Origin of the sequence: Pseudomonas yamanorum, from assembly GCF_900105735.1 — a bacterium.
Classification (GTDB): Bacteria; Pseudomonadota; Gammaproteobacteria; order Pseudomonadales; family Pseudomonadaceae; genus Aquipseudomonas; species Aquipseudomonas yamanorum.
This window is the reverse complement of record NZ_LT629793.1, coordinates 4,341,071-4,359,013: the sequence shown is the minus strand read 5'-3', so window position 1 is coordinate 4,359,013 and position 17,943 is coordinate 4,341,071. Positions and strand designations below refer to the sequence as shown.

The window sequence follows — 17,943 nt, the reverse complement described above, 5'->3', positions numbered from 1 at the left end:
TTCCATCCATCAGCCGTTCAACGGCCAGGGAGCGAGCGATGTGGCGGTACGCAGTAACGCTGGGCCTGATGGCCCTGCTATCGGGTTGCCAATCAACCCATGAAGATTTGCTGGCCAAGGGTTACCCACCCGCTTTCGCCGACGGCTACGACGACGGATGCAGCAGCGGCCGCCAGGCCGCCGGGGTGATCACAGGGGAATTCCGCAAGAACGTCCCTCGCTACCTGAAAGACCGTACCTATGCCGAAGGCTGGGATGATGGCTTTCGCCAGTGCAAGGCCATGCGCGAGAACGAAGACCTGAACGACTACAAGAACCGCCACTGGGACGACCGCGAACGCGCCTGGCAGCAGGAAAAGGACCGCGACGCCGCACGGGCCTATCGCTCGCAATAGGTCGCTTTCAGACATCCAGCGAAACTTAACCCCTGCGACCATGGCCCAAACTCCATAGCAGGAGAACGCCATGAGTCGAGCTTTCGTCAACGAAGACAGCGCCGCTGCCCAGGCCAGCCAACCGGTGGAACGCCAGGTCAGCGAGCAGCCCAATCACCTCACTGTCCGTGGGCTTGCGCAGTTGCAGGCCAAAGTGGCGCAGTTACAAAGCGAGCACAGCGAAGAGTCCGTCAAGGGCGAGCAGGCTGATAAACAGCGCCAGGCCGACCTTGAGCGGGATTTGCGTTACTTCAACCAGCGCCTGCAAAGCGCTCAGGTGGTGGCGCCAGCGACCTCTACCGAGAAGGTGCAGATCGGCAGTTGGGTGACTTTCGCCAATGAACAGGACGAAGAGCAGCGCATTCAACTGGTGGGTGAAGACCAGGCCGATGCCACGGTGGGCCTGATCAACTGGGGTTCGCCCCTGGGCCGCGCGCTGCTGGGTGCACAGGTGGGCGACGAGGTGCTGTGGAGGCGCCCCGTCGGTGATCAGTTGATCGAAATCCTGCGCATCGAACCCGAGGGTTAAACGATGCCCTGGGCCAGCATTGCATCCGCAACCTTCACGAAGCCTGCAATGTTGGCGCCCTTCACGTAGTTGACCCGACCGTTTTCTTCGCCGTAATGCACGCAGGCATGGTGGATCGACTGCATGATGTTGTGCAGCTTGCTGTCTACTTCGCCAGCGGTCCACAGCAGGCGCATGGCGTTCTGCGACATCTCCAGCCCGCTCACCGCCACACCGCCGGCATTGGACGCCTTGCCCGGCGCGAACAGAATGCCGGCCTCGATAAAGATATCCACAGCCTCCAGGGTGGTGGGCATGTTGGCGCCTTCGGCCACGCACACGCAGCCATTGCGCAACAGGGTGCGCGCCGCTTCGGCGTCCAGTTCGTTCTGGGTGGCGCAGGGCAGTGCGATGTCGCAGGCCAGTTCCCACGGTGCTTTGCCGGCACGGAATTCCAGGCCGAAACGCGGAGCCAGTTCGCTGATGCGCCCGCGCTGGACGTTTTTCAGCTCCAGCAGCGCTGACCATTGCTCCTCGGTCAAACCGCTTTCGCAATAGAGGGTGCCTTCGGAGTCAGACAGGGAAATTACCTTGCCGCCCAGGTCCATGACCTTGCGCGCCGCGTACTGGGCGACGTTACCGGAACCGGAAATGGCCACACGCTTACCTTCGACACGCTCGCCGTTGCGCTTGAGCATTTCCTCAGCGAAATACACACAGCCAAAACCAGTGGCTTCCGGGCGGATCAGGCTGCCGCCGTAGCTCATGCCCTTGCCGGTCAGCACCGAGGTGAACTGGTTGCTCAGGCGCTTGTACTGGCCGAACAGGAAGCCGATCTCTCGGGCGCCCACGCCGATATCACCGGCGGGCACGTCCACGTCCGAGCCGATATGGCGATACAGCTCGCTCATGAACGCCTGGCAGAAGCGCATCACCTCGGCGTCGCTCTTGCCCTTGGGATCGAAGTCCGAGCCGCCCTTGCCGCCGCCCATGGGCAGTGAGGTCAGGGAGTTCTTGAAGGTCTGTTCGAAGGCGAGGAATTTCAGCACGCCCAGGTTCACCGAGGGGTGGAAGCGCAGGCCGCCTTTGTAGGGGCCGATGGCGCTGTTCATCTGGATCCGGAACCCGCGGTTGACTCGTACCTTGCCTTGGTCATCTTCCCACGACACCCGGAACACAATCGCACGCTCCGGCTCGCAGATGCGCTCCAGGATGCCCGAGGTCAGGTAATGGGGATTGGCTTCAAGAAACGGCCACAAGCTGCGCAGGACTTCTTCCACGGCCTGGTGGAATTCCGGCTGGTCGGGGTCGCGTTTCTTGAGACGGGCAAGGAAGGATTCAACGGATTCGATCATGAAAAGTCTCGGCAAATTTATTGTCATTAAAGGAGATTTGTCCCGGACTTTATCAATTCATGTCGCACCGTGACAGGGCGAAATGTCGCTTTTGTGAATTTAAATGGTGCATAAGATATAAATAAAGGCGTTTTTGTGCACCTTAATGAGGATTTCAATCCAGGTTTTGCACCAACAAATCAACCGCTATCGCAGGCAAGCCAGCTCCCACATTTGGCCGCGTACATTCAAGATAACGCGGTCGAATGTGGGAGCTGGCTTGCCTGAGATGCAGACGACGCGGTCCACCTGAAAACACGCAAAAAAAAGCGGAGCCCGAAGGCTCCGCTTTTTCATACCACCAACCCGAATCAGGCCAGTTTTTTGTGCCGTACACGATGCGGCTGGGCAGCTGCTTCGCCGAGGCGTTTCTTGCGATCGGCTTCGTATTCGGTGTAGTTGCCTTCGAAGAACACCGCTTGCGAGTCGTCTTCGTACGCCAGGATGTGAGTGGCCACGCGGTCAAGGAACCACCGATCGTGAGAGATCACAATGGCGGCGCCCGGGAAGTCCAGCAGGGCTTCTTCCAGGGAACGCAGGGTTTCAACGTCGAGGTCGTTTGACGGTTCGTCGAGCAGCAGGACGTTGCCGCCTTCTTTCAAGGTCAGGGCCAGGTGCAAGCGACCGCGCTCACCACCGGACAGGTCCTTGACGAACTTCTGCTGGTCGCCGCCCTTGAAGTTGAAGCGACCCACGTAGGTGCGCGACGGGATTTCGTAGTTGCCGATACGGATCTGGTCGGAACCGTCGGAAATCTGCTGGAACACCGTCTTGCTGCCGTCGAGGTCGTCGCGGCTCTGGTCAACGCAAGCCAGCTGCACGGTTTCGCCGACTTCGATGGTGCCCGAGTCCGGTTGTTCCTTGCCCATCAGCATGCGGAACAGGGTGGATTTACCCGCACCGTTACCGCCGATCACGCCAACGATGGCGCCTTTTGGCATGGAGAACGACAGGTTGTCGATCAACACGCGGTCGCCGTAGCCCTTGCAGACGTTCTTGAACTCGATGACCTTGTCACCCAGGCGCGGACCGGCCGGGATGTAGATCTCGTTGGTCTCGGAACGCTTCTGGAATTCCTGGGACTGCATTTCTTCGAAACGCGCCAGACGGGCCTTGGATTTCGATTGACGTGCCTTGGCGCCTTTACGCACCCATTCCAGCTCGTCTTTCATGGCCTTTTCATGGGCCGACTGCTGCTTGGATTCGGCCGCCAGACGGTCGGACTTGGCTTCCAGCCAACCGGAGTAGTTGCCCTCGTAAGGGATACCGGCGCCACGGTCGAGCTCGAGGATCCAGCCGGCGACGTTGTCCAGGAAGTACCGGTCGTGCGTGATCGCAACTACGGTGCCCGGGAAATCGTGGAGGAAATGCTCCAGCCAGGCGACGGAATCGGCGTCCAGGTGGTTGGTGGGTTCGTCGAGCAGCAGCATGTCGGGGGCCGACAGCAGCAGGCGGCACAGGGCTACACGACGCTTCTCACCACCGGACAGGTGTTCAACCTTGGCGTCCCACGCCGGCAGGCGCAGCGCGTCGGCGGCGACTTCCAGCTGGCGGTCCAGGTTGTGACCGTCTGCGGCTTGCAGGATGGCTTCGAGCTTGGCCTGTTCTGCCGCCAATTTGTCGAAGTCGGCATCTTCTTCAGCGTAGGCCGCGTAGACCTCGTCCAGGCGGGCTTGGGCGTTCTTGATCACGCTGACCGCTTCCTCGACCACTTCACGCACGGTCTTGGTCGGATCCAGGATAGGTTCCTGTGGCAGATAGCCGATGTTCAGGTCGGGCATCGGGCGGGCTTCGCCGTCGAACTCGGTGTCGACGCCGGCCATGATTTTCAACAGGGTGGATTTACCCGAACCGTTGAGGCCGAGCACGCCGATCTTGGCGCCCGGGAAGAAGGACAGAGAAATGTTTTTCAGGATTTCCCGCTTCGGCGGAACAACTTTTCCCAGCCGATGCATGGTGAAGACGTATTGAGCCATGGTGAACCTAGCGTCAGTGACTGATGAATTAAGCGGGCGAAACCCGTGCCAGGCCATGCGCCGCGCGGGCCGTTGATGTCTATCAATGCCTGCGTACGGTAGATGCCTGATTGTCTGGGGCTGGAACGCCCTCGCGTAACCGGCAAAGCTACCTGAATGCGGGTGGGCAGTCCAGCCAGGCGGGGCTGGCACTTTGCCACAACACAAGGCATGCTAGCCGCCCTCCGGGCGTCCGGCTTATAGTGCACGTCGCGCGCCAGTCCAGCCAAACCGCAGGATCACAGTTTGTCCAACGTAACGCCGCCAACTCCCCTGCGCGCCGCTCATATAGCGCCGGGAGCGCCCCTGCACGGAACCCTGAAGGGCGCATTGGCGACGCTGGTCCTGCTGCTGCTCGCGTTATTGTTCTGGCAACTGCTGGACCAGCTGCAGCAAAACCAAAAAAACCAGCAGCAATACACCATCGACTACAGCGCCGACCTGGCCGAACAGATCAGCCTGAACATGGCCCTCAGTGCGCAGATCGCGCTGAACCTGCTGCCGATCGTCGAGCCGCCACGGGACACCGAACAGCAACAAATCCTGATGCGCACCCTGCAACGCTCCCTGCCGGAGTTGCGCAGCGTCGCCCTGCTCGCCCCCAGCGGCGCGATGATCAGTGACAGCGCCAGTGACAGGCAGGACAGCGCCTGGCTCGAAGAGCTGGTCAAGCGCAGCCACGCCCAGTCCTATTACCTGAGCAACAACAACGATGGCACCGTCATCTACCTGCTGCTGCACCAGCCCAGCGGCGGCACCAAGATGTACTGGGCCTTGCGCCTGGCGCCCAATTACCTGGCCAACCTGACCCGCCAGGACGGCCAGGGCCAGCGGCCGATGTGGGTCATCGAAAACCGCCTCAACCACCGCGTGGTCAGCCGTGACAGCGGTATGCCGGCCCAATGGGCCTCGGCATTGACCCCGGACGAATTGAACAAAAGTGTACTGGTCACGCCCCTGAGCAAAAGCGACTGGCAACTGCGTGGCCTGTTCGACCGCGCCGCCGTGCTGGAACAACTGCTGCCAGCGTTTATCGGCAAATGCCTGCTGGGCCTGGCCTTCTCGCTGATCCCGGTCATCGTGCTGTTGAACATGCGCCGCCGCCAGCGCCAGGTGCACGAGGGGCGCCGACGCTACCAGGATATTTTCGAAGGCACCGGCGTGGCCCTGTGCGTGCTCGACCTGTCGGGCCTGCGCGCGTTCTTCGACAAGACCCACTTGCAAACCTGCGAGCAACTGCAACAGTTGTTGCAAGACAACCCGGAGCAACGCCAGCAACTGCTCAAGGAGCTACGCATCACCGAGGTCAATCAGGTGGCGGTGCGCCTGCTGAATGTTGCCTCTTGCGAACAAGCCTGGGAGCGCCTGATCGACGCCTGCCCGTCGAGCCCAACCGCCATCGGTAACCAGGTGATCGACGCGGTACTGACCCAGCAAAAACAGCTCGAACTGGAAATCCAGCTCAGCGATGTCGAAGGCAACGACCAATACCTGTGGCTGGTGATGCGCCTGCCGGAGCAACAGGACGACTTCAAGGCAGTGATCCTGAGCATCAGCGACATCACCAGCCGCAAGCTGATCGAATTGTCGCTGGTGGAGCGCGAGGGTTTCTGGTCGGACGTGGTGCGCACCGTGCCCGATCACCTGTATGTGCAGGATGTGATCAGCCAGCGGATGATTTTCAGCAACCACCACCTGGGCCACACCCTGGGCTACAACAAGCCCGAGTTGCAGCAGATGGGCGAGTACTTCTGGGAGATCCTGCTGCACCCCGAAGACGCCGAGCGTTACCACGACCTGCGCCAGCAACAGCGCCAGGCCGGCTACCTGAGCCAACTGCAGTGCCAGTTGCGCTTTCGCCACCGCAACAACCAATGGCGGCGCTTCGATATCCGCGAACAGGCCCTGGCCCGGGACAAGACCGACCAGGTCACGCGCATCATCGGCGTGGCCAAGGACATCACCGACCAGATCGAGGCCAGCGAATCCCTGCGCGACAGCGAACAGCGCTACCGCATGCTGGCCGAAAGTATCAGCGACGTAATTTTCTCCACCGACAGCAAGCTGGCCCTCAACTACGTCAGCCCTTCGGTGAACGCGGTGCTGGGCTACGACGTGGACTGGATCTTCGAAAACGGCTGGCAATCGACCATCGCCAACCCGCAGCAACTCACGGGCATCTACAGCCTGGTAGAGCAAGTCAGCCGCGCCCTGGACCAACCCGAATCCCTGGCGGCCTTGCGCAACGACGTGCAGACCCAGCTGTTCCTGTTCGACTGCCTGCGGGCCGACGGGCGCAAGGTCCCCATCGAACTGCGCCTGGTGCTGGTGTGGGACGAGCACGGCGCGTTCGAAGGCATCCTCGGCGTGGGTCGCGATATCAGCCAGCAACGCCGCGCGGAAAAAGACCTGCGCATGGCGGCCACGGTATTCGAACACTCGACTTCGGCGATCCTGATCACCGACCCTGCCGGCTATATCGTGCAGGCCAACGAGGCGTTCAGCCGGGTCAGCGGTTATGCGGTGGCGGACGTGCTCGATCAGTTGCCGAACATGCTCACCGTCGACGAACAGCAGGAAGCCCACCTGCGCTACGTGCTCAAGCAATTGCACCAGCACAGCACCTGGGAAGGCGAAGTGTGGCTCAAGCGCCGCAACGGCGAGCATTACCCGGCCTGGGTCGGGATTACCGCCGTGTTCGATGACGAAGGCGACCTGGCCAGCTACGTGTGCTTCTTCAGCGACATCAGCGAGCGCAAGGCCAGCGAACAGCGGATCCACCGCCTGGCCTACTACGACGCCTTGACCCACCTGCCCAACCGCACGCTGTTCCAGGACCGCCTGCACACCGCGTTGCAGTCGGCGGAGCGACAGAAGTCGTGGGTGGTACTGATGTTCCTCGACCTCGACCGCTTCAAGCCGATCAACGATTCCCTGGGCCACGCTGCCGGCGACCGCATGCTCAAGGAAATGGCCACCCGCTTGCTGGGCTGCGTGGCGGAAGACGACACCGTGGCGCGCATGGGCGGCGACGAGTTCACCTTGCTCCTGCAACCGCGGGTCAACCGTGAGATGGCGCTGAACCGTGCGATTCACGTGGCCGAGCAGATTCTGGCCAGCCTGGTGAAGCCATTCGTGCTGGAAGGCCGCGAGTTCTTCGTGACCGCCAGTATTGGCATCGCCCTGAGCCCGCAGGACGGCAACGAACTCAGCCAGTTGATGAAGAACGCCGACACGGCGATGTACCACGCCAAGGAGCGCGGCAAGAACAACTTCCAGTTCTACCAGGCCGATATGAACGCCAGCGCCCTGGAACGTCTGGAGCTGGAAAGCGACCTGCGCCACGCTCTGGAACAGAATGAATTCGTGCTGTATTACCAGCCGCAGTTCAGCGGCGACGGCAAACGCCTGACCGGCGCCGAAGCCCTGCTGCGCTGGCGCCATCCCCGTCGCGGGCTGGTGCCGCCGGGGGACTTTATCCCGGTGCTGGAGGAGTTGGGGCTGGTGGTGGACGTGGGCGACTGGGTAATCAGCGAAGCCTGCCGCCAACTCAAGACCTGGCACCAGAACAAGGTGCGGGTGCCCAAGGTTTCGGTGAACATCTCGGCCCGGCAGTTCTCCGACGGGCAACTGGGCGAGCGCATCGCCACCATCCTCAAGGACATTGGCCTGCCGCCGGCGTGCCTGGAACTGGAGCTGACCGAAAGTATCCTGATGCGCGAGGTCAACGAGGCGATGCAGATTCTCGCCAGCCTGAAAAACCTCGGCCTGAGCATTGCGGTAGACGACTTCGGCACCGGGTACTCATCGCTGAACTACCTCAAGCAATTCCCCATCGACGTGCTGAAGATCGACCGCACCTTTGTCGACGGCCTGCCGTCGGGTGAACAGGATGCGCAGATCGCCCGGGCGATTATTGCCATGGCCCACAGCCTGAACCTGGCGGTGATCGCCGAGGGTGTGGAAACCCATGAGCAGCTGGACTTCCTGCGGGAGCACGGTTGCGATGAGGTTCAGGGCTACCTGTTCGGGCGACCGATGCCGGCGAACCGGTTTGAGGCGCAGTTCAGTAATGATGCGCTGTTCATGTTCGACTGAAATCCTGCTGTGATGCTGATGGCCTCTTCGCGAGCAAGCCCGCTCCCACACTCGACCGCATTCCCCCTGAAGGAACCCGATTGAATGTGGGAGCGGGCTTGCTCGCGAAGGGGGCCGCACAAACACCACCCATCCCCAGATGAGCCCCGCTTGTCCGCGACATGATGTCCTTTCATATGCCATCTAAAACCCATTGGGTTAGAATGCGCTTCTTTTCTGCCCCCGATCCTTGAGGACCGCCATGTTCAGCCGTGATTTGACTATTGCCAAGTACGACGCCGATCTCTTTGCCGCCATGGAGCAAGAAGCCGTGCGCCAGGAAGAGCACATTGAGCTGATCGCTTCGGAAAACTACACCAGCCCTGCGGTAATGGAGGCTCAAGGTTCGGTTCTGACCAACAAGTACGCCGAAGGCTACCCGGGCAAGCGTTACTACGGTGGTTGCGAGTACGTCGACATCGTTGAGCAGCTGGCCATCGACCGCGCCAAGGAACTGTTCGGCGCCGATTACGCCAACGTCCAGCCACACGCCGGCTCCCAAGCCAACAGCGCCGTGTACCTGGCCCTGCTGCAAGCGGGCGACACCATCCTGGGCATGAGCCTGGCCCACGGCGGTCACCTGACCCACGGCGCCAGCGTTTCCTCCTCCGGCAAGCTGTACAACGCCGTTCAGTACGGCATCGACGGCAACGGCCTGATCGACTACGACGAAGTTGAGCGCCTGGCCGTTGAGCACAAGCCAAAAATGATCGTGGCCGGTTTCTCTGCCTACTCGCAGATCCTGGATTTCCCACGCTTCCGCGAAATCGCTGACAAAGTGGGCGCCTACCTGTTCGTCGACATGGCCCACGTGGCCGGTCTGGTCGCCGCTGGCGTCTACCCGAACCCGGTTCCGTTCGCTGACGTCGTGACCACCACCACCCACAAGACCCTACGCGGTCCACGTGGCGGCCTGATCCTGGCTCGCGCCAACGCCGAGATCGAGAAGAAGCTGAACTCCGCCGTATTCCCAGGCGGCCAGGGTGGCCCGCTGGAGCACGTGATCGCCGCTAAAGCGATCTGCTTCAAGGAAGCCCTGCAGCCTGAGTTCAAGACCTACCAGCAGCAAGTGGTGAAAAACGCCAAGGCCATGGCCGGCGTGTTCATCGAGCGTGGTTTTGACGTGGTGTCCGGCGGTACAGAGAACCACCTGTTCCTGCTCTCGCTGATCAAGCAAGACATCTCCGGTAAAGACGCTGACGCCGCTCTGGGCAAAGCCTTCATCACCGTGAACAAGAACTCGGTACCGAACGACCCACGTTCGCCGTTCGTCACCTCCGGCCTGCGCTTCGGCACTCCGGCTGTGACCACTCGTGGCTTCAAAGAAGCAGAGTGCAAGGAACTGGCTGGCTGGATCTGCGACATCCTGGCTGACCTGAACAACGAAGCAGTGATTGATGCTGTTCGTGAGAAGGTCAAAGCCATCTGCAAGAAGCTGCCGGTATACGGCGCTTGATTGCAGTTGATTGAATGAAAAGCCCGGCCTTTGAGCCGGGCTTTTTTTTGGCCGATTTCAAATTGAAATAAGGTCAAATGTGGGAGCTGGCTTGCCTGCGATAGCGGTGTGCCAGTTGAGATACCTGTAACTGACACACCGCTATCGCAGGCAAGCCAGCTCCCACATATTGAGTGCATTTCAAGTCAGGGTTTGGTGGACCCGGGCAAAGCCTTCGCGGATTTTGTCTTCCGGCAACTCGTCAGCAATAAACACAATCACACTTTCCCGCGTCTCGCCTTCGGCCCATTCGGTATCCCAATCAAACCCGTAGAGCTTCAGCACGCCCTGGAACACCATGCGCCGGTCTTCCCCGGCAATGTTCAGCACGCCCTTGTAGCGCAGCAATTGCTTGCCGTGGTCTTCCAGCAGCTCGTTCATGAACTCGCTGAGCTTGTCGATATCCAGCGGCTGGTCGGTGCGCAGCACCAGGCTGGAAATCCGGTCGATGGACGGCGCCTGGCTCACCGGGCGCAGATTCATGCCGGCGTTGAGGTTGAAGCCGCGCACATCCAGCAGTTCGGCGAGGTCGATCTTGCCGTGTTCCACCACGCGAATCGGTGCCCGACGGTTAATGCGGGTCAGGCGCTCGCTGAGGGCGTCAAAAGTGGCGTCGTCCACCAGATCACGCTTGCTCACCAGTAGGCGGTCGGCAAAACCGATCTGCGCCTGGGCGATGGTCTGGGTCAGGTGGTGCTCGGCGTGGGCCGCGTCCACCAGGGTAATGATGCCGTCGAGGATGTAGCGCTCGCGCAGCTCTTCATCAATGAAAAAGGTCTGGGCCACCGGGGCCGGGTCGGCCAGGCCGGTGCATTCAATCACCAGGCGATCGAAGGCGATTTCGCCACTGTCCAGGCGCTCCAGCAGCAGGTACAGGGCCTTGGTCAGGTCGGTATGGATGGTGCAGCACACGCAGCCATTGGACAGGGTCATGACTTGCACCGGCTCGGTGCCCAGCAGTTGGGTGTCGATACCGGCGTCGCTGAATTCGTTTTCGATCACGGCGATTTTCAAGCCGTGCTCGGCCTTGAGCAGGTGGCGCAACAAGGTGGTCTTGCCAGCGCCGAGAAAGCCGCTGAGGACGGTGACGGGAATGGGAGAGGACAAAGACAGTTCTCCTTAATAACTGAAGGAACACAAAACAAATGTGGGAGCGGGCTTGCTCGCGAAGGCGGCGTGTCAGTCAGCACATACCTCACTGAAAGACCGCCTTCGCGAGCAAGCCCGCTCCCACAAGGGATCACCGCAACCCGTACTTACCGGGCTAGCAGCACTTGGGCCCACCCTTGCCGCCGTAACGGGCTTCCTGGCGTTCCCGGAAGAACGCCTTGTAGTCCATCATCGGCTTGTCCGGGTGTTTGGTTTGCATATGCTCGACGTAAGTGTCGTAGTCGGGCATGCCGACCATCAGGCGTGCGGCCTGACCGAGGTATTTACCGAGGCGACTGATGTCATTGAACATGATTGCAATCCTCTATCAAGCGTCCGGGATGGCCTGGAATGGCGCTTCTTTATCCGTACGTTCCTTTTTGCCCCAGGCGGCGATGCCGACCTTGAGCGCATAGAACAGGATGCTGAAGACCACAAACAGGAACAGCGCCGTCAGCGTTGCGTTGGTGTAGGCGTTCCAGATCACGTGTTGCATCTGGTCGATGCTCTTGGCCGGTGCGAGGATCTGGCCGGCGGCCAGGGCATCGCTGTACTTCTTGGCCAGGGACAGGAAGCCGATCGCCGGGTTGGCGTCGAACAACTTGATGAAGCCTGCGGTCACGGTGCAGATCAGCAGCCAGACAGCCGGCAGCATGGTCACCCAGATGTAGCGCTGGCGTTTCATTTTGATCAGCACAACGGTGGCGAGCATCAGCGCGATACCGGCCAGCATCTGGTTGGAGATACCGAACAGCGGCCACAAGGTGTTGATGCCGCCCAGTGGGTCGATCACGCCTTGGTACAGCAGGTAACCCCACATCGCCACACAACCTGCGGTAGCGATCAGGTTAGCGGTCCAGGACTCGGTACGCTTAAGGGCCGGTACGAAGGAGCCAAGCAGATCCTGAAGCATGAAGCGACCGGCACGGGTACCGGCGTCGACTGCGGTCAGGATGAAGAGCGCTTCAAACAGGATCGCAAAGTGGTACCAGAACGCCATGGTGTTTTCACCCGGCAGGACACTGTGCAGGATCTGCGCGATACCGACCGCCAGGGTCGGCGCACCACCGGCACGGGCCAGGATGGTGGACTCACCAATGTCATGCGCCACCGCCTGCAACGCTTCCGGCGTAATTGCAAAACCCCAGCTGCTGACAGTTTGCGCAACGGTCACCACGTCAGCACCGACAATGGCGGCCGGACTGTTCATGGCAAAGTACACCCCTGGCTCGATCACCGAAGCAGCAACCATCGCCATGATGGCCACGAACGACTCCATCAACATGCCGCCGTAGCCGATGTAACGGGCGTGCCCTTCACTGGCCAGCAACTTGGGCGTGGTGCCCGAGGAGATCAGCGCGTGGAAACCCGATACCGCGCCACAGGCGATGGTGATGAACAGGAACGGGAACAGGCCGCCCTTCCACACCGGGCCAGTGCCATCGATGAACTGGGTCAGCGCCGGCATTTTCAGGTCGGGCATGGTCACCAGGATGCCAATCGCCAACGCGATGATGGTGCCGATTTTCAGGAAAGTAGACAGGTAGTCACGTGGTGCAAGGATCAGCCACACCGGCAACACGGCAGCCACAAAGCCATAACCCACCAGCATCCAGGTGATCTGGATGCCGGTGAAGCTGAAGGCCTTGGCCCATACCGGGTCCGCGGCAATCTGCCCGCCCAGCCAGATCGAGCCCAGCAGCAACAGCACGCCGACAATCGAGATTTCACCGATGCGGCCCGGGCGGATGTAGCGCATGTAGATGCCCATGAACATCGCGATCGGGATGGTTGCCATCACCGTGAAGATGCCCCACGGGCTTTCGGCCAGGGCCTTGACCACGATCAGCGCCAGCACCGCGAGGATGATGATCATGATCAGGAAGCAGCCAAACAGCGCGATGGTCCCGGGCACACGGCCCATTTCTTCGCGGACCATGTCCCCCAGGGAACGGCCGTTGCGCCGGGTGGACAGGAACAGGACCATGAAGTCCTGCACCGCCCCCGCCAGCACCACGCCGGCGATCAGCCACAAGGTGCCGGGCAGGTAACCCATCTGCGCGGCCAGTACCGGGCCGACCAACGGCCCTGCGCCAGCGATTGCCGCAAAGTGGTGACCGAAAAGGATGTGTTTGTTGGTCGGCACATAGTCCAGACCGTCGTTGTTGAGCACAGCGGGGGTCGCCCGCAGTGGATCAAGCTGCATCACATGATTAGCGATGAACAGACTGTAGTAACGGTAAGCAACCAGATAAATGGCCACTGCTGCGACCACAATCCACAAGGCGTTGATCGCCTCGCCGCGGCGCAAGGCCACTACGCCCAGGGCGCACGCTCCTACGATTGCCAGCAGCAGCCAGGGTAGATGGCGTAGCAGGCTATTATTATTTTTCATTTTTATATTCCAGCCAGGGTGGACAGAAAGACAGCCATCCCGAGTTTAGCGCTACTGGCCTTAAAGGCCACCCCCCTACGTTGGTCTAGAGCCTTGCCGGGGCGAAAAAAGCAGAAAAAACTGCCCAATGATGGCGCACGGCTACAATTCTTTTATCCACAGAGGGTTTCACCATGAGCGAACAGCCTTCCGACCGACGCCGTTTCCGACGCATCGCCTTCGATGCCAGGACCGAGCTCACGCAAGACGGCCATGTCTGGTCGGTGCAATTGGTAGATTTGTCGCTCAAGGGCTTGCTGGTGCAACGGCCGCGAGACTGGCACGGCCATCGCTACGAATCATTCGATGTGGACATTCATCTGGACGCGGAGACCGACGTAAAGATGCAGGTGCGGCTGACCCATGATGATCATGGGCAGCTCGGCTTTGTATGCGAGCACATCGACCTCGACTCCATCAGCCACCTGCGGCGGATAATCGAGCTGAACCTCGGCGATCAGGAGGAGCTGGAGCGGGAATTCGCGGCCTTGCTGGAGACCTGAACATGTGGGAGCTGGATTGCCTGCGATGGCGGTGTGTCAGTTTGCATATCAATCAGCGGATACACCGCCATCGCGGGCAAACCCGGCTCCCACAGGGGGTGATGTGTGGCTGGCGACTATTCGAACAGGGCATCCAGCGCCTGCTCCAGGCGCGTCACCCCGATCACTTGCAGCCCCGGTGGCATTTCTTTCGGCGCATTGCCCTTGGGCACGATGGCGCGCTTGAAGCCGTGCTTGGCCGCTTCCTTCAGGCGCTCCTGGCCGCTGGGCACCGGGCGCACTTCACCCGACAGGCCCACTTCGCCGAACACCAGCAAGTCGTGGGGCAACGGCCGGTTGCGCAGGCTGGACATCACTGCCGCCATTAATGCCAAGTCAGACGCGGTTTCCAATACCTTGACCCCGCCCACCACGTTGAGGAAAACGTCCTGGTCATGGGTGGGAATGCCGCCGTGGCGGTGCAGCACCGCCAGCAACATCGCCAGGCGGTTCTGATCCAGGCCCAGGGTGACGCGGCGCGGGTTGGCCAGGTGGCTGTCGTCCACCAGCGCCTGCACTTCCACCAGCATCGGCCGGGTGCCTTCCCACGTTGCCATCACCACACTGCCTGGGACTTCTTCCTGGGCACGGGTAAGAAAAATCGCCGACGGGTTGGAGACTTCTTTCAAGCCCCGGTCAGTCATGGCGAACACTCCGAGCTCGTTGACCGCGCCAAAACGGTTCTTCACCGCCCGCAACAAACGCAACCGCCCATCGGACTCGCCTTCGAAATACAGCACGGTGTCGACCATGTGTTCCAACACCCGCGGGCCGGCCAGCGCGCCTTCCTTGGTCACGTGGCCCACCAGGAAAATCGCCGTACCGCTCTGTTTTGCATAGCGCACCAGCAGTGCGGCACTTTCCCGCACCTGGGACACACCACCCGGAGCCGATTGCAGTTGTTCGGTGAAAATCGTCTGGATCGAGTCGATCACCATCACCTTGGGCTTTTCCAGGCGCGCGGTGGCGATGATGCTTTCGATGCAGGTTTCGGTCATCACCCGCAGTTGGTCCTGGGGCAGGCCCAGGCGGCGCGCACGCATGGCCACTTGCTGCTGGGATTCTTCACCGGTGACATACAGCGCCGGCATACGGCTGGCGATGCTGCACAGGGTTTGCAGCAGGATCGTGGATTTACCGATGCCCGGGTCACCGCCGATCAGCACCACCGAGCCATCCACCAGGCCGCCGCCCAGCACCCGGTCCAGTTCACCGGAAGCGGTGGAAAAACGCGGGATTTCTTCGACGCTGACTTCGGCCAGGGTCTTGATCTGGGTTTGTTGCCCGGTCCAGCCGGAACGGCCACTGGGGGCCACGGCGCCGCCGCTCTCGATCATGGTTTCGGTCAGGGTGTTCCACGCACCGCATTCCGTGCACTGGCCGGCCCACTTGGGAAAGGTCGCGCCGCACTCCGTGCAGCCATACATGCGCTTGGCCTTTGCCATTTGAGAACCTCCAACCGAAAAACCGCGATGATAGCTCAGCGCGGCGCCGGGGTACGGATTTCACCGCTGGCCAAACGTGAAGCACTGTTACCGATCGGGTCTTCGGCATTCAGATCGGCGCCCTTGGCTTTCAGTTCGTCCAGCAGTTCCACGCGTTTGAACAGCCCGGCATACATGGCCGCCGTTTGTCCGGCGCCGTTGCGCTGGTCGGGGTTGCAGTCGGTGGCCAGCAGGCGCTGGGCGATTTTCAGCTCACCCTTGAAGATCGCGCCCATCAAAGCGGTGTTGCCGCGTTTGTCCTGCACGCAGGCATCGGCGCCGGCGGCGAGCAATCGGTCCACATAGGCACTTTCGCCGTGATAGGCGGCGAGAATCAGTGCCGTGTAGCCTTTTTCATCCTGGGTGTTCAGCGAATAGCCGGAGTCGATGAACGTGTTGAGCATTTCCACGTCGCCACGGCGGGCGGCGTCGAAGTAATAATCCTGTAGCTGTTCCTGGACCGCTTGCGGGTCAGGCGACTCGGCATGGGCGGTGAGGGCCAGCAAAGCGGTGAATAACGCGATGTAGATACGCATGGGGTTTCTCCTGCCAGGGTGTCGGCGCCCGCTCGGGCGCCGACGGGGCCAATCAGTCAGTCAGCTTTTCAGCCAGCGCCTTGACGCGGGCCAGGTCACCCTTGGCGACTTTGGTCACGCCGGTGCCGTACTCCGGATCCGCCTTGTAGAGGAACGACAGGATGATGTGCTTGCTCTCGTCATCGGTGGTGGCCAGGGAGCCGCCGAAGTTGTCGATCAAGTCCTGACGCTCTTTCTTGTTGAAAGAGCGGTACAGGTCGCCGGCCTGCTTGAAGTTCTGCTCACGCTGGATCTTCGCTTGCTGGGTACTGCCCGACAGGGCCGACTGGCTGTACCGCGCGGTTTGCGGCTCTTCCCGTGGCAGCAGGCGGCTTGGCTGGTAGTTCACGCCAGTGGTGGTCTTGCCGAAGTTCATCGCGCCGTCCTGGTTACCGTTGTTGACGGTCACCCGGGGTGCGTTGATCGGCAGTTGCAGGGCGTTTGGCCCGAGGCGGTACATTTGCGTATCGGCATAGGAGAACACCCGGCCTTGCAGCAGGCGGTCTTCCGACGGCTCGATGCCCGGCACCAGGTTGGCCGGCGCCATGGCCACCTGCTCGGTTTCCTGGAAGACGTTGGCGGGGTTGCGGTTCAGCACCATCTGCCCGACTTTGCGTTCAGGCACGTTTGGCCAGATCTTGGTGGCGTCCAGTGGGTCGAAATCAAACTTGGCCAGGTCTTCAGGTTTCAGCACTTGCACATACAGGTCCCACTTGGGGAAGTCGCCCTTATTGATGTGCGTGACCAAATCATTGGTCATATGGCTGTAGTCACGGCCCTGTACTTCAGCTACTTGTTTAGGGTCAAGGTTCTTGATGCCTTGCAGGCTCTTCCAGTGGAACTTGACGTAGTGCACTTCGCCCTTGGCGTTAATCAACTTGTAGGCGTGTACACCGTTACCGTCCATTTCCCGGTAACTGGCTGGAGTACCGGAGTCCGAGTACAACTCGGTCAACGTACGAGTGGACTCCGGAACATGGGAGAAGAAGTCAAAGCGACGGGAATCATCATCCAGGTTAGTGCGCGGGTCTGGTTTAAAGGCGTGAACCATGTCCGGAAACTTGATCGCATCGCGAATGAAGAACGTCGGGAAGTTATTACCGACCAGGTCCCAATTACCTTCGGCGGTGTAGAACTTGGTGGCAAAGCCGCGTGGGTCACGCAGGGTTTCCGGCGAATGGTTGCCGTGAACGACCGCAGAAAACCGCACAAATACCGGCGTGGCTTCACCGGCGGCAAATACCTTGGCCTTTGTCAGGTCGCTGAGGTTATCGGTGACGGTGAAGGTACCGTGAGCGCCAGTGCCACGGGCATGCACAACGCGCTCCGGAATACGCTCGCGATCAAAGCGCTGCAGTTTCTGGATCAGTTGCACGTCTTGCAACAGGACCGGGCCATTCGCACCGGCGGTTTGCGAGTTCTGATTGTCACCGACCGCCGCGCCATTGTCGCGCGTGAGGTTGGCGGCGTGTACGGACAGCGAAAGAAGACTGGCGCTCACTACAAACAGCACCTGTCGCGCAGAAATAGGCCCGCGGCTAATAGGGTTTTTCATCGAGGTATCCTCTGGTTTTTTTAGTGCACATTGAGTTGTGCTTGCCAGAGGCTAGTGACCCGGGAGTCAGAAGATAAATAGAAAAGCCGTACCAACCCGATTAAGAAAATAGTGTGGTAACCCCCTGAAATAGCGGGTATTCCGCGCGCGATTGATGGCACTTTGCAAACTATTTGCGATTTAATGTGTCGATAAAAACGGACACTGTAAGCAGTTGTGTC

Annotated in this window: 13 protein-coding genes; 5 read left to right on the top strand and 8 right to left on the bottom strand. The window is 60.6% G+C overall.

Translation table 11 applies throughout. The features are described from left to right. Window positions 1-38 precede the first annotated feature (38 nt). Window positions 39-395 carry a hypothetical protein gene (locus BLU46_RS20510; RefSeq protein WP_093204917.1) on the top strand — a complete coding sequence of 119 codons (357 nt, stop codon included), beginning with the start codon at window positions 39-41 and terminating at the stop codon, window positions 393-395. A 70-nt stretch (window positions 396-465) separates the two neighbouring features. Beyond that, the gene (locus tag BLU46_RS20505) at window positions 466-963 is read left to right on the top strand and encodes a GreA/GreB family elongation factor (protein WP_093204913.1); all 498 of its coding nucleotides are present in this window, start codon (window positions 466-468) and stop codon (window positions 961-963) included. Here BLU46_RS20505 and gdhA read toward each other — a convergent pair. Then, on the bottom strand, window positions 960-2,297 hold the full coding sequence (gene gdhA / locus BLU46_RS20500; protein WP_093204908.1) for an NADP-specific glutamate dehydrogenase: 1,338 nt from the start codon (window positions 2,295-2,297) through the stop codon (window positions 960-962). The genes BLU46_RS20505 and gdhA overlap by 4 nt on opposite strands. 350 nt (window positions 2,298-2,647) lie before the next feature. Further along, window positions 2,648-4,312, bottom strand: coding sequence for an energy-dependent translational throttle protein EttA (gene ettA, locus BLU46_RS20495; RefSeq protein WP_003215833.1), 1,665 nt, complete (start codon window positions 4,310-4,312; stop codon window positions 2,648-2,650). Between the two features lie 285 nt (window positions 4,313-4,597). On the opposite strand from ettA, the gene BLU46_RS20490 reads away from it, so the two are divergent. Next, entirely contained in the window at window positions 4,598-8,449 is a 3,852-nt protein-coding gene (locus BLU46_RS20490) for a sensor domain-containing protein (RefSeq protein WP_093204903.1), read from the top strand. A 241-nt stretch (window positions 8,450-8,690) separates the two neighbouring features. Beyond that, the gene (glyA, locus tag BLU46_RS20485; protein ID WP_063027005.1) at window positions 8,691-9,944 is read left to right on the top strand and encodes a serine hydroxymethyltransferase; all 1,254 of its coding nucleotides are present in this window, start codon (window positions 8,691-8,693) and stop codon (window positions 9,942-9,944) included. A 180-nt stretch (window positions 9,945-10,124) separates the two neighbouring features. Here glyA and yjiA read toward each other — a convergent pair whose 3' ends face one another. The 3 genes from yjiA to BLU46_RS20470 form a co-directional block, all read right to left on the bottom strand. Next, window positions 10,125-11,090, bottom strand: coding sequence for a GTPase (gene yjiA / locus BLU46_RS20480; protein WP_093204899.1), 966 nt, complete (start codon window positions 11,088-11,090; stop codon window positions 10,125-10,127). Between the two features lie 157 nt (window positions 11,091-11,247). After that, window positions 11,248-11,445, bottom strand: coding sequence for a YbdD/YjiX family protein (locus BLU46_RS20475; RefSeq protein ID WP_003176208.1), 198 nt, complete (start codon window positions 11,443-11,445; stop codon window positions 11,248-11,250). 15 nt (window positions 11,446-11,460) lie between these two features. Then, window positions 11,461-13,527, bottom strand: coding sequence for a carbon starvation CstA family protein (locus BLU46_RS20470; RefSeq protein WP_063027003.1), 2,067 nt, complete (start codon window positions 13,525-13,527; stop codon window positions 11,461-11,463). A 173-nt stretch (window positions 13,528-13,700) separates the two neighbouring features. On the opposite strand from BLU46_RS20470, the gene BLU46_RS20465 reads away from it, so the two are divergent. Then, window positions 13,701-14,069, top strand: coding sequence for a PilZ domain-containing protein (locus tag BLU46_RS20465; RefSeq protein ID WP_093204896.1), 369 nt, complete (start codon window positions 13,701-13,703; stop codon window positions 14,067-14,069). A gap of 116 nt (window positions 14,070-14,185) precedes the next feature. On the opposite strand, the gene radA is transcribed toward BLU46_RS20465, so the two are convergent. Genes radA through katB form a run of 3 tightly spaced genes read right to left on the bottom strand, consistent with a single transcriptional unit; the run spans window position 14,186 to window position 17,722 of the window. After that, window positions 14,186-15,553, bottom strand: coding sequence for a DNA repair protein RadA (gene radA, locus BLU46_RS20460; RefSeq protein ID WP_003215821.1), 1,368 nt, complete (start codon window positions 15,551-15,553; stop codon window positions 14,186-14,188). Window positions 15,554-15,588: 35 nt separating this feature from the next. Further along, the gene (locus BLU46_RS20455) at window positions 15,589-16,128 is read right to left on the bottom strand and encodes an ankyrin repeat domain-containing protein (RefSeq protein WP_093204892.1); all 540 of its coding nucleotides are present in this window, start codon (window positions 16,126-16,128) and stop codon (window positions 15,589-15,591) included. 52 nt (window positions 16,129-16,180) lie between these two features. After that, complete coding sequence (katB, locus tag BLU46_RS20450; protein WP_093204888.1) at window positions 16,181-17,722, bottom strand: catalase KatB; 1,542 nt, start codon at window positions 17,720-17,722, stop codon at window positions 16,181-16,183. Between the last annotated feature and the right edge of the window lie 221 nt (window positions 17,723-17,943).